At 69.6% G+C, this 11,584-nt stretch carries 13 protein-coding genes; 10 read left to right on the top strand and 3 right to left on the bottom strand.

What is annotated here, in order from left to right; translation table 11 throughout:
• Window positions 1–373 precede the first annotated feature (373 nt).
• The 10 genes from IT306_29595 (at window position 374) to IT306_29640 (ending at window position 8,404) form a co-directional block, all read left to right on the top strand.
• On the top strand, window positions 374–1,429 hold the full coding sequence (locus IT306_29595) for a glycine/betaine/sarcosine/D-proline family reductase selenoprotein B (GenBank protein MCC7372605.1): 1,056 nt from the start codon (window positions 374–376) through the stop codon (window positions 1,427–1,429).
• A 27-nt stretch (window positions 1,430–1,456) separates the two neighbouring features.
• On the top strand, window positions 1,457–1,720 hold the full coding sequence (locus IT306_29600) for a hypothetical protein (protein MCC7372606.1): 264 nt from the start codon (window positions 1,457–1,459) through the stop codon (window positions 1,718–1,720).
• Window positions 1,710–2,975 (top strand): hypothetical protein, encoded by a 1,266-nt coding sequence (locus IT306_29605; GenBank protein ID MCC7372607.1) that lies wholly within the window; start codon window positions 1,710–1,712, stop codon window positions 2,973–2,975. Before IT306_29600 ends, IT306_29605 begins: the two co-directional genes overlap by 11 nt.
• A 74-nt stretch (window positions 2,976–3,049) precedes the next feature.
• Window positions 3,050–4,525 (top strand): glycine reductase, encoded by a 1,476-nt coding sequence (locus IT306_29610; GenBank protein MCC7372608.1) that lies wholly within the window; start codon window positions 3,050–3,052, stop codon window positions 4,523–4,525.
• Window positions 4,526–4,660: 135 nt separating this feature from the next.
• On the top strand, window positions 4,661–4,795 hold the full coding sequence (locus IT306_29615) for a hypothetical protein (protein ID MCC7372609.1): 135 nt from the start codon (window positions 4,661–4,663) through the stop codon (window positions 4,793–4,795).
• A 21-nt stretch (window positions 4,796–4,816) separates the two neighbouring features.
• On the top strand, window positions 4,817–5,134 hold the full coding sequence (locus IT306_29620) for a hypothetical protein (protein MCC7372610.1): 318 nt from the start codon (window positions 4,817–4,819) through the stop codon (window positions 5,132–5,134).
• On the top strand, window positions 5,134–5,622 hold the full coding sequence (locus tag IT306_29625; GenBank protein ID MCC7372611.1) for a TlpA family protein disulfide reductase: 489 nt from the start codon (window positions 5,134–5,136) through the stop codon (window positions 5,620–5,622). The genes IT306_29620 and IT306_29625 overlap by 1 nt, the downstream gene beginning before the upstream one ends.
• Window positions 5,623–5,754: 132 nt before the next feature.
• Entirely contained in the window at window positions 5,755–6,807 is a 1,053-nt protein-coding gene (locus tag IT306_29630; protein ID MCC7372612.1) for a glycine/betaine/sarcosine/D-proline family reductase selenoprotein B, read from the top strand.
• A gap of 27 nt (window positions 6,808–6,834) precedes the next feature.
• Complete coding sequence (locus IT306_29635) at window positions 6,835–7,104, top strand: hypothetical protein (protein ID MCC7372613.1); 270 nt, start codon at window positions 6,835–6,837, stop codon at window positions 7,102–7,104.
• Window positions 7,094–8,404 carry a hypothetical protein gene (locus IT306_29640; GenBank protein MCC7372614.1) on the top strand — a complete coding sequence of 437 codons (1,311 nt, stop codon included), beginning with the start codon at window positions 7,094–7,096 and terminating at the stop codon, window positions 8,402–8,404. The genes IT306_29635 and IT306_29640 overlap by 11 nt, the downstream gene beginning before the upstream one ends.
• A gap of 62 nt (window positions 8,405–8,466) precedes the next feature.
• Here IT306_29640 and IT306_29645 read toward each other — a convergent pair whose 3' ends face one another.
• Genes IT306_29645 through IT306_29655 form a run of 3 tightly spaced genes read right to left on the bottom strand, consistent with a single transcriptional unit; the run spans window position 8,467 to window position 11,123 of the window.
• On the bottom strand, window positions 8,467–9,780 hold the full coding sequence (locus IT306_29645) for a hypothetical protein (GenBank protein MCC7372615.1): 1,314 nt from the start codon (window positions 9,778–9,780) through the stop codon (window positions 8,467–8,469).
• Window positions 9,777–10,046, bottom strand: a complete 270-nt coding sequence (locus IT306_29650) for a hypothetical protein (protein ID MCC7372616.1) — start codon at window positions 10,044–10,046, stop codon at window positions 9,777–9,779. Before IT306_29650 ends, IT306_29645 begins: the two co-directional genes overlap by 4 nt.
• A gap of 27 nt (window positions 10,047–10,073) precedes the next feature.
• Complete coding sequence (locus IT306_29655) at window positions 10,074–11,123, bottom strand: glycine/betaine/sarcosine/D-proline family reductase selenoprotein B (GenBank protein ID MCC7372617.1); 1,050 nt, start codon at window positions 11,121–11,123, stop codon at window positions 10,074–10,076.
• Window positions 11,124–11,584 lie beyond the last annotated feature (461 nt).

The raw sequence follows: 11,584 nt of genomic DNA on the forward strand, positions 1-11,584 counted from the left end.
CTGGAGCGTCGCGCAGCGACTGCAGGATCGTAGGCGGGGCTTTCAAGCCCCGACGCCGCCGCACGACGACATCAACATGCAATCGCCCTGACCGTAGCGCCGGACCTGTTGCCTTTCCCGCGCGTCTGTGATACAAGCCTGGGGTAAAAGGTTTTGGTCGCTCTCGATGCGGCGGGGCGGGCTGACGCCCGCTGGGAAAGATGCTTGCCGACCTCGGTGCCAGCGTCATCCGAATCACGGACTGTTGGGGCGCCTGTGGGAAAATCGTCCTGGTGGAGACGACTTTCGGGGGGCGCGGAGCTGTGAACGGCGCTGCCAGGCCTGGCACGCTGGACAGCCGGCGTGGTGGCACCGCGTGGCAAGGAGGCGCGTCATGGCGGATACCGTGCGGGTAGTCCACTATCTGAACCAGTTCTTCGCCGGCATCGGCGGCGAAGAGCAGGCGAACGTTGGCATACGGGTCGTGGCGGGGTCGGTCGGTCCCGGCCGACTCCTGCAGACCCTGCTCGGCGCGCAGGCCGAACTCGTCGGGACGGTGACGGCCGGGGACAACTACGTCAACGAACAGCAGGCTGACGCCATCGACGGTGGGCTGCAGGCCATCGGCGAGCTGCGGCCGGACGTGGTGATCGCCGGGCCGGCGTTTGACGCCGGGCGGTACGGCCTGGCGTGCGCAGCGCTCGGGCAGGCCATCGTCCAGCGGCTCGGCATCCCCGTGGTGAGCGGGATGTATCCGGAGAACCCGGGCGTCGCCATGGGACGGCGGAGCCTCTACATCGTCCCGACCGGACGCACCGCCTCCGAGATGGGGCGGGTATTGCCGACCATGGCCGGGCTCGCACTGACGCTCGCGCGTGGCGAGGAGCCCGGACCGGCCGCGCAGGCGGGATACCTCCCGCGCGGCTACCGCCGGGCCGCCTTGCACGAACGGTCGGCTGCCTGCCGAGCCGTGGACATGCTGGTTGAGCGGCTGGCGGACCGGCCCTGGCAGACCGAGATCCCGGTGGTCTCCTACGAGGACGTGAAGCCGCTGCCGCCGCTGGCCGATCTGCGCCGGGCGCGGATCGGCCTGGTGACCAGTGGTGGGCTGGTGCCGCGCGGGAATCCGGATCGCCAGGTATCTGGCGGCGCTCGCACCTGCTTTCGCTACTCCATCGAGAACGTCGCTGCGCTGACCGTGGCGGACTGGGAGTCGGTGCACGGCGGCTTCAGCACCGACATCCTGAATACCCGCAACCCGAACTATGCGCTTCCGATTGGCACGGTCCGCGATCTGGAGCGGCAGGGCCTCATCGGCAGCGTCTACCCCTACTTCTACTCGACTGTGGGCAACGGAACGGCCGTGGCGACGGCCAAGCGAATGGCCGACGAGATCGGCCGAGACTTCCGGGCTGCCGGCGTGGACGCTGTCCTGCTGGTGGCGACTTGAGGGACGTGCAATCGTTGCGGTGCAACGATCAGCAAAGAGCTTGAGCGGGCCGGCATCCCGGTCGCGATGATGAGTGCCCTGCCGTCCCTCGCGCTCAACGTCGGCGCGCCACGGGTCGTTCGGGGCGTGCGGATCGAGCACGTCTGCGGCGATCCATCGCTCTCACCCGAGGAGGACCGGGCGCTGGCCGAGGCAATCGTGACGACGGCGCTGCGGGCACTCCAGACACCGGTCGACGGGCCGACGCTGTTCGAGCCGCACGTCGAGCGGGAGGCGCCCCATGCGACTTGAGCTGGCAACGTTCGAAGTCCGGCGCGTTGAAGTCGGCGGCCGGACCGGCTGGGCTGATGGCGTCCTGACCATCGACCCGGACGAGCTGACCGGGCTGATCTGCCAGGATCGGCGCATTCGGGCCGTGACGATCGACGTGGCCCACCCGGGCGACTCGGCGCGGATCATCAACGTCCACGACGTGCTGGAGCCGCGCATCAAGGTCGATGGCCCTGGCTGCACCTACCCCGGCGTCTGCGAGCGGGACGTCGCGACGGTCGGCAGCGGCCGGACGCACCGTCTCGGCGGCCTGGGCCTGTTCGAGTGCGTGGACTCGCCCGACGATCTCGGGCCGGCGCGTGGCGAGTCGCGCGGGTCGCACGTCTTCGTGGAGATGGCCGGGACGGGCGCCGTCCAGCCGTACGGTAAGCTCTGCGCCATCGTCCTGACCTTCACCATGGACGGAGACCTCAGCGACGAGGACTGGGACGAGGCGAAGCGCGCGGCCGTGCTGCGCGTGTCAGATCGGCTCGCCGAGACGACATGCAGCCAGGCGCCAACCTCGGTCGAGGCGTTCGACCTGGCAGTCGCCGACCGGACGCTGCCGGGCGTGGTCTTCATCGCCAACCTCCGTTCGGCCGAGCACCGGGTCGGGCCGCGCTCGGGGATCGGCACCGCTGTCTACGGGATCACCCGTCTCTCGGCGCCCTGGCTGCTTCAGCCGACCGAGATCCTGGACGGGGCCATCACCCGCAAGACAAGCTGGCTCCAGGCGAACAACCCGATCGTGATGGAGCTGGCGCGCCGCCACGGGACGGATCTCAACTTCCTCGGCTGCATCATCGCGCGCACCAACTGGACCGCCCAGCGCGAGAAGAGGCTGGCGGCGCTCCGGGTGGCCGAGCTGGCAGCGATCCTCGGCGCACAGGGCGCCGTCACGACGGTGGACGTGCGGGGCAACCGGTTTATCGAGGCGATCCTGGGGGTCCAGGCGTGCGAGCAGCGGGGCATCAAGACGACCCTGTGCACCGTCGAGGAGCCCAACGAGGATGGGCAGGCTCCGCCGCTGATCTTCTCGACGCCGGAGGTCGTGAGTGCCGTGAGCTGCGGCGACTCGGAGGTGCCCGGCCCGTTCCCGGCCGTCGAGCGGGTTCTCGGCGCCGTCCAGCCGGCGCCCGCGTGGTACGCCGAGCGGCCCGGCGAAGGTGGCGGGCACATCGCCCGCTACTGGGTTGATTACTATGGGTGGGGACGCATCGGCTGCGTGGACTACTAGACGGCCCCCTGCCCCCCGACCGTGCTCCTGCGCGGGAGTGGAGACGGGAGGCAGGGGAGAGACGAGGTCAATTGATGGCAGGAGTACGCGACGGTCTGACCGGAATCCCCGCGCGGCGTGCTGTCGTCAAGGGCGTCAGGTACTTCCTGGCACACGCGCCGGGCCTCGTCCGGCACGGCTCCAAACCGGTCCGTGAGATCGCCCGCCAGCCGGAGCTCTGGGACCGGATGCGCGGCCATCTGCGATCCTACCAGGCCGCGCTGGCCTACCCGCCGAACCAGGTCTTCCTGGGGCTGCTGCGCCCCGACGACCTGCGGACCATCGAGCGGCCCTGGTGGCGCCACGGCAGCCCGGCCACGCCGACCCGCTGGATGCCGTACGGCGAGCTGATGCCGGAGGAGGAGCTGTACGGGCTGCTCAAGATCGTCGACCGCTTCGACCTGATCTGGCTGGAAGACGAGTTTCTGCAGGAAGCGCGCGAGCGGCTGGCCGGCCACCCCCTCGTCACGGCGGCCGACCTCGTGCACCTGGCGCGTGGCAAGACGCGCGAGGCAATCATGGCCCAGTGCGCCGACGGCAAGGCCGTACCGCTCGCCCTGCCGGACGGCCGGCTGGTGGGCTGCGCGAACCGCGCCCACGAGGAGGACGAAGCGCTCAGCGCCTCGGTGCTGCTGGAGAACCTGGCCTGCCTCGCCAGCGCCACAATGGCGACCCGTACGCTGCTCGCCCAGACGGGGATCGACCCGGCCGCGGTCGAGTACGTCCTCGGCTCCGGCGAAGAGGCGGTCGGCGACCGCTACCAGCGCGGCGGCGGCAACCTGGCCAAGGCGGTCGCCGAGCGGTGCGACTTGCGCAACGCGACGGGCTCCGACGTCAAGGCGTTCTGCTGCGGCCCGAATCACGCGCTGGCCATTGGGGCCGGCCTGAGCGTGGCCGGGGTCTTCGATGAGCTGCTGGTGATCGGCGGCTGCTCACTCGCCAAGCTGGGCATGAAGTCGCTGGCGCACCTCGGGCGGGACATGCCAATCCTCGAAGATGTCCTGGCCGGCTTCGCGATCCACGTCGGGCCGGACGACGGCGTCAGTCCGGTCATCCGGCTCGACGCACTCGGACGCCACACCGTCGGCGCGCAGTCGTCGCAGCGTGAGATCCTCGAGAAGCTGGTCGCGGAGCCGCTGGCAAAAGCTGGGCTGCGGTTCGCGGAGGTCGACCGCTACGCCACCGAGCTGCACGACCCTGAGGTCACCGAGCCGGCCGGCAGCGGCAACGTCCCGCTGACCAACTACAAGATGATCGCGGGGCTGGCCGTGGTGCGCGGCGAGATGAAGGCGGCCGATCTGCCGGCCTTCGTCGAGGCCCACGGCATGCCCGGCTTCTCGCCGACCCAGGGCCACGTCGCATCGGCCGTCCCGTTTCTCGGGCACGCTGTCGATGGCATACGAGATGGTACACTCCGGAACACGCTGTTCCTGGCGAAGGGCAGCCTCTTCCTCGGGCGAATGACCCAGATGTCAGACGGACTCTCGTTCCTGTTGGAGCGCAACTCCTGACCCCTGACCAAACGCATATGACCAGTCGCATACGACCAATCGCACTTGACCAATCTCATACGACCAACGGCCTGCGATGGCGCGTCTGGACGCCGACGCGTCTGGCCTCGCAAAACGAAATGGGAGGTGACCGAGATGATGGTGGACCTGACCGGTAAGCGCGTGCTCGCCCTGGGAGAGCGTGACGGGATTCAGGGGCCGTCGATCAGCGCCTGCGCAAAGGCGGCCGGCGCGACCGTGGTGCTGGAGCAGACCCACTGTTTCGTTTGAACGTCCGCGGGAGCTGTTGACCTGGAAGGTCAAGAAGAGATCAAGCGAGCCGTCGATGCCGGAGGCACCGACGATCTGGTCGTGCTGCTGGGCATGCCGACCGCCGAGAGCAGCGAGCTGTACGCGCTGACCGTCACCGAGGGTGACCCGTCGTGGGCCGGCGCGCTGGCCGGGGTGGCGCTCAAGCTGCCCGTCTTCCACGTCCTCGAAACGGAGATCACGGCCCAGATCCCGGAGGATGTCTACGAGCGTGAGTTGAGCTTCGCGACGTTCTCGCTCGACACGGATGCCGTGACAGAGTCAACCCGGCGCGTTCGCGAGCAGAACGGAGCCAGCTGATGCTCGACGTGGGTGAACGCGCCCCTGACTTCACGCTGCTCGACTCGAAGGGGGAGTCACACCGCCTGGCCGACGCGCTGGCCGATGGCCCGGTGGTGCTCGCCTTCATGAAGGCCGACTGCGCCACCTGTACGCTGGCGTTTCCCTACCTGGAGCGGCTGCACCAGGCCTACCCGACGGACCGCTGGCACATCTGGGGCATCTCCCAGAACCCGGCGCGGGCGGCCGACTGGTTCGCCGGGCGGACCGGCGTCACCTTCCCGATGCTGATCGACGGCGACGATTTTCCGGTCTCGCAGGCGTACGACCCGCTGGCAACCCCGACGATCTTCTTCATCGATCCCAACGGGATCATCCAGGCGACGCAGTACGGTCTCTCGAAACCAGACCTGAATGCCCTCGCGGAGCAGGTTGCGGGCGTGCTCGACGAGCAGCCGGTCGTCATCGCGCCCCCGAACGACGGGACGCCCGACTTCAAACCTGGTTGAGGGTCGCGTCACACGGGCCGGTCTGGCTCGCACTGATCGGGACGCCCCGCCCTCCGGCCCCTTGCCCACTGGTGTGGCGGGGCCGGGGGTGGGGCCGTCGGAGAGACGCTACACCCAGTGGAGGGTACGCCGATGGCGGAGCCCATGAGAGTCGTCCACTATCTGAACCAGTTCTTCGCGGGAATCGGCGGTGAGGAGGCCGCCAACCGCCCCATCGAGGTGCGTGACGGCCCGGTCGGGACCGGCCGGGCGCTCCAGCACGCGTTGGGAGCGGACGGCACGATCCTCGCGACGGTCGTCGGCGGCGACAACTTCGTCGCCGAGGAGGCCGAGCGCGCGGCGGAGGCGATCCGCGCGGCGCTCACGGAACTCCGGCCGGACGTCGTCGTCGCCGGGCCGGCCTTCGACTCCGGACGGTATGGGCTGGCCTGCGCTCGCGCCTGTGTCGAGGCCCAGGCACTCGGAATCAAGGCCGTCACGGCCATGTACCCGGATAACCCCGGATTCACCACCAACCGGCATGATCTGCTCTGCCTGCCGACCGGCACGAACGTCGCCGAGATGGGCAGGGCGATGTCGGCGCTGGCCCGGCTGGCGCTCAAGCTCGGCTCGGGCCGGGAGATCGGCAGCGCCGACGAGGAAGGGTACCTCTGGCGCGGCTTCCGGCGGCCGGTGCTGCGCGAGAAGAGCGGCGCGGCCCGGGCCGTCGACATGGCGCTCGCCCGGATCGGCGGGCGTCCGTTCACGACCGAGATCCCCGTGGCGCGGTACGACGCAGTCGCGCCGACGCCGCCGGTCGCCGACCTGGCGCGGGTGAAGCTCGGGGTGGTCACGAGCGGCGGTCTGGTGCCGAAGGGGAACCCCGACCGGCTGGTGTCGGCGCGGGCCGAGCGGTTCTTCCGGTATCCGATTGCCGACCGGTCGGCGCTCGCCGTTGGCGAGTGGGAGTCTGTCCACGGCGGCTACAGCACCCATGCCGTCAACACGCGCAACCCGAACTACGTGGTCCCGCTGGACGTCCTGCGGGAGCTGGAGGCGGGCGGGCGGTTCGACTCGCTGCATCCGACGTACTACGCGACGGTCGGCAACCAGACGGCGGTCGCCGAGGCGAAGCGGATGGGCGCCGAGATCGCGCAGGAGCTGCGACAGGCCGATGTTGGGGCCGTGCTGCTGGTCGCCACTTGAGGGTCCTGCAATCGTTGCGGTGCAACGATCAGCAAGGAGATCGAGCGGCAAGGGCTGCCAGTCGTCCAGATCAGCGCGCTGCCGATGGTCGCGCTGGGCGCCGGCGCCAACCGGGTGGTTACCGGAGTGCGGGTCGAGCACGTGTGCGGCGATCCCGGCCTGTCGGACGCGGCCGACCTGGCGCTGCGGCGACGGATCGTCAGCGCGGCGCTACGGGCGCTGGAGACGCCGGTTACTGGACCGACGCGCTTCGACCCGGACGCGAGCGAGCAGAAGGAGGCCGTCGATGCGGCTTGATCTCGGCACCTTCCCTGTCCGCGAGGCCCGGTTCGGATCGCGCACGCGCTGGGCCGACGGCGTGCTGGAGATCGACCGCGAGGCCGTCCTCGACCTCGCCCGCGCCGATCCCAACCTCCAGCGAGTGGACGTCGAGCTGACCCGCCCTGGCGAGTCGGTCCGGATCATCAATGTGGCCGATGTGATCGAGCCGCGCGTCAAGGTTGAGGGGGGCGGCGCCTGCTATCCCGGGGTCTGCGGCCGGGCGGTGGCGACGGTCGGGCGGGGGCGGACCCACCGCCTGGGCGGCTTCGCCGTCGTCGAGTCGGTCGACGTCGTGAACGAGCAGGCGATTGTGGGCGACCTGATTCGCGGCGGTGCGCCCCACGCCTACGACCGGAGCGAGCGCCGGCAGGACTTCATCGATATGAGCGGCCCGAGCGCCGCCCGGCCCTACGCCGGCCTGGTCAACCTGGTCGTCACCTTGCGGCCGGTGGCCGGGCTCGACTCGCAAGACCGTCACCTGGCGACGCATGGGGCCGTGCTCCGGATCGCCGATCATCTGGCCATGGCCGTGGCAGGCCTGGAGCCGCCCGAGCGCGAGGTATTCGACCTGACGACGCGCCACCCGGGCCTGCCGGGCATGGTCTACATTCCGGTCCTGATGTCGTCGGAGTTTCGCCACGGCCCGGACTCCAAGGTGGGCATCGCTGTCTACGGCGTGACCCGGCTCTCGGCGCCCTGGGCGCTCCACCCTACCGAGATGCTGGATGGCGCGGTCAGCCAGGGCAGCGTGCAGCTCCTGAGCTGGCCGATGCTCCACGATCCAATCGTCCTGGAGCTGGCCCGCCGCCACGGCCGCGACCTCAACTTCCTGGGGGTGATCGTCCACCGCTCCAACTGGGGCGGTCAGGCCGAGATGGAGTTGATCGCCGAGCGCGACGCACAGCTTGCCAGGCTGCTCGGCGCGTCAGGCGCCATCGTGACCACCAACCTGCGCGGGCGTCGATTCGTGGACACGGTGGCCGCGGTCAAGGCGTGCGAAGCTGAGGGCATCCATACCGTCCTGGTGACCGAGGAGGAGGACGACGAGGACGGGAACGCCACGCCGCTGTTGATCAACGACACGGCAATCGTTTCGGCGGTCAGCACGGGGACCGGGGCGGTCCCTGGGCCGTTTGGGCCGGTCGACCGGGTGCTGGGCGCGATCGAGCCGGATCCGTCATGGGGCGACGAGCTGCTGCCGATTGCCGGGCGCTACGGGGCGTTCCACCTGCAGGACTACTACGGCTTTGGACGCCAAAGCTGCGCGAGCTACTGAGATCGGCCCGGCCGGCCGTGGCCGGCCGGGCTTCTCCAGCAGGGCGTCCGTTCGAGCGCAGCTCAATACTCGAAGCAGGAGATCGTGCCCGTTCCGTAGTGGTCCCGCCATCGCGTGGAGGACATCGTTGCCGTGGCCGGGAGCCGCTCCCAGGGGCGGTCCTGCGTGGCGAACAGCTCCGCGCCGCCCAGCACCCGCGCCGGTGGTGGGATGACGAGCGGCTCGGCTGTCGGCCGGCCGCTGCCGGTGGAGACGATCGCGTCCGCCTCCGGCAGCTCCATCAGCAGTGGCAGCCCGCCGTCCTCCGGTGCAGCCTCCGGCGCCACCAGGACTGTCTTGATCCCCAGCCGCTCGCATGCCTGAACCGTCTGCATGACCTCCATAAAGTCATTGCCGCCGGCATCGTGCGTGATGATCGCGCCATCTGCGCCGAGCATCCGCGCGAGCTTGGCGGCCTGATACGCCGTCAGATCCTTCTCGTCCTGGGATGTCCAGCGGGTGCGGATCGCGATCACGCCGAGAAACTCATGGTCCACGCCGTGCCCCTGGTACAGGTCGTGGACAATCGGGTTGTTGGTCATGATCCAGGAGGTGGTCGCGGCGTGCGAGGAGGCCGGGCCGCCGATGGCGCCGTCGAGCAGCTCGTTCGGATGGAGCAGCCAGGGCGGCGTCAGGCGAGTCATCCCGTAGATGGCGACCCAGCTTGCGTAGAGCGAGCCTGCATAGTGCTGCGGCGAGCGCAGGCAGGTGATGTAGACGACCCGGGGGAGCTGACGGATCACGGGCTCCAGCACGAATGTGCGCTCCTCGGGCGGGGTCAGGCCAACGGTCGTGCGCGCCAGGCGGTCACAGAGGTCGAGGGAGGCCCGGTGGGCTGCGTCGCTGCGCTCCTGGGAGACGATGCCCGGTTCGACCTTGAGGATGAGCGCCAGGTTGAGCAGTCCGCCGGTCGGCGCAGCCTCAGCGACCGGCCCGTACATGTCGAGCCAGCGGTCCAGCCAGCCGTCGTTGCCGTCGTAGATCGCTGCGTCGGCCGACTCGGCAATCGCCAGCCCGGACAATCGGTGCGTGCGTCCCTCGCCAACGGTCAGGTTGGGGCGACCACAGATACCTGGGTAGCAGACGCCGGGGCCGGCGATCTTGATGCGTGGCTCGATCAGGTCGCGCACGTTAACCAGCCGAACCGAGTCACCCGGCCGGAGCACCCGGAGCTCGGCGTCGAGGATGCGCCGATCCTGGCGGATCTCAGCCGCGAGCTCGTCGGGGTCGATCTCCAGGAGGCCGTCGGTCCAGCGCGTGGCATGGCCGAGCACGACGTCGTGTACGGGGAACGTACCGAGCGTGAGGTGGGGTTGGCCGGCGGATGCAGCGGTCATGATTCGCCTCCGTTCGTAGACGGAGTCCTGGAGCCCGGCTCGAACAGGGTGGGACCGGACACGGCGGTCCGGATGGCGGCCAGCGCCGCCTCCACGATGCGGCGGCCGAAGTCGCGGTCCATTTCAGGCGTCAAGCCGGGATTGCCACAAACGTGCTCGATCCGCGCGCCGTGGACGACGCGGGGGGCGCCACCGTTCAGGGCGACATTCTGGAGCGCCGAGATCATTGCGACCGGGATGCCAGCCCGCTCGATCTCCTTCGTGATCGTTGCACCGCAACGATTGCACGTCCCTCAAGTCGCGACCAGCAGCGCGGCATCGACGCCAACCTGCTTCAGCTCGGCTGCCATCTCCTGGCCCATCGGCTTGGAGTAGCTGTCCGGGGTGCCGACGCCGCTGGTCGAGAAGAACCACGGGTACGCCCTGCCGATGGCGCGCTCGCGCTCGAGATCCCGGACGACGTGCAGCGGCACGATGTAGTTGGGGTTCTCCTTGACGATGGCGGTGTAGAACCCGCGATGGACACAGTCCCAGTCCGCGGCGGAGAGGGCGTCGAGTCCCTCAATCGAGTATCGATACCACTGCTGCGAGGCGGCGGCATTCAACCGGTCGGGATTCCCTCGTGGGACCAGTCCGCCGGTGGTGATCAGCGCAACGGTGCGGCGTGAGAGATCGGTGATGGGCGGAGCCGGCGTCACGGCCTCGGTGGCATGGATGGGGAGCTCGGTTGTGAATGGCCGGCCGTCGAGCTTCGCATGGAGCATCGAGACTGCCCGACGGTGGCCCGGCTCGGCCCGCGGCCCGGCCCGGCGCAACCCTCGCCCGAGGTAGCCGTCCTCGTCGGCTGGGCCGAGTGGCTTGCCCTGGCCGAGCTTCAGCGCCAGTCGGGCAAGCGCCGCGACGGCCGTCGCCATGCCGGCGGCGTTGGCGGCCGTCGGTACGATCGGCACGTCGCGCCGGTACAGCGGCACGCCCGGGTTCTCTGGATACATAGCCGTCACGGCAGGGATGCCGAGCTGGCCGGCCAATCGGCAGACTTCGCCGCAGGCGATGCCGTAGCGGCCAGCGTCGAAGGCTGGCCCGGCGACAAGGACGTCTGGCCGGAGTGTCGTCAGCTCCGCGCGGAGCGTCGTGAGCGCCGCGTCTCGCTGCTCCGTCAGGTAGTTGTCACCCCCGATGAGCGTCGCGACGACGGCACCCTCGGCTCCGAGGGCCTGTTGCAGGAGACGTCCTGGCCCGGCCGGTCCATCGTGGACCGTGACGGGCACGTTGGCCTGCTCCTCACCGCCGAGCCCACCGAAGAACTGGTTGACGAAGTGAACGACGCGCAGTGTCTGACTCATCGGCTGTCACCTCGACATCGGGCCGATCCTACGTGCGCCTGGAACACGTCGGCGGAACGTCGCGTCCGCGCGGATCGAGCGCGCCCGCGAGGTCGCTGCCCATCGGTCTACTCGCCCTTCAGGTTGTCACGGAGTCGCCAGCCGGCAACGTGCGGACCTCGATCTGGCCCCGATGCGCCAACGCCGACCAACGGCTAGTGGTCGAGGGCTGGACCAGGGCCGTCGCGATTGCAATCGGGCTAGGCGTTGGAGCCAGCCACTTCGAGCCAGCTCATACAACGACCATGATATCGTACCAGATGGGCGCGAAGGAGAGAAGGCGTCTCTCAGCCAGGGCGATTGCATGTTGATGTCGTCGTGCCGCCGCGTCGGGGCTTGAAAGCCCCGCCTACCATCCTGCAGTCGCTGCGCGACGCTCCAGGCTCGCCAGCCCCAGCCGTTCCCGACGGCCGTCGCGCAGC

The sequence above is a fragment of the Chloroflexota bacterium genome (assembly GCA_020850535.1).
Classification (GTDB): Bacteria; Chloroflexota; UBA6077; order UBA6077; family JACCZL01; genus JADZEM01.

What these genes read in the sequence shown, in the direction of transcription:
- IT306_29640 (MCC7372614.1), top strand. Translation starts at nt 7,094, where the DNA reads ATGCGGCTTGATCTCGGCACCTTCCCTGTCCGCGAGGCCCGGTTCGGA.
- IT306_29625 (MCC7372611.1), top strand. Translation starts at nt 5,134, where the DNA reads ATGCTCGACGTGGGTGAACGCGCCCCTGACTTCACGCTGCTCGACTCG.
- IT306_29610 (MCC7372608.1), top strand. Translation starts at nt 3,050, where the DNA reads ATGGCAGGAGTACGCGACGGTCTGACCGGAATCCCCGCGCGGCGTGCT.
- IT306_29645 (MCC7372615.1), bottom strand. Translation starts at nt 9,780, where the DNA reads ATGACCGCTGCATCCGCCGGCCAACCCCACCTCACGCTCGGTACGTTC.
- IT306_29615 (MCC7372609.1), top strand. Translation starts at nt 4,661, where the DNA reads ATGATGGTGGACCTGACCGGTAAGCGCGTGCTCGCCCTGGGAGAGCGT.
- IT306_29630 (MCC7372612.1), top strand. Translation starts at nt 5,755, where the DNA reads ATGGCGGAGCCCATGAGAGTCGTCCACTATCTGAACCAGTTCTTCGCG.
- IT306_29605 (MCC7372607.1), top strand. Translation starts at nt 1,710, where the DNA reads ATGCGACTTGAGCTGGCAACGTTCGAAGTCCGGCGCGTTGAAGTCGGC.
- IT306_29595 (MCC7372605.1), top strand. Translation starts at nt 374, where the DNA reads ATGGCGGATACCGTGCGGGTAGTCCACTATCTGAACCAGTTCTTCGCC.
- IT306_29655 (MCC7372617.1), bottom strand. Translation starts at nt 11,123, where the DNA reads ATGAGTCAGACACTGCGCGTCGTTCACTTCGTCAACCAGTTCTTCGGT.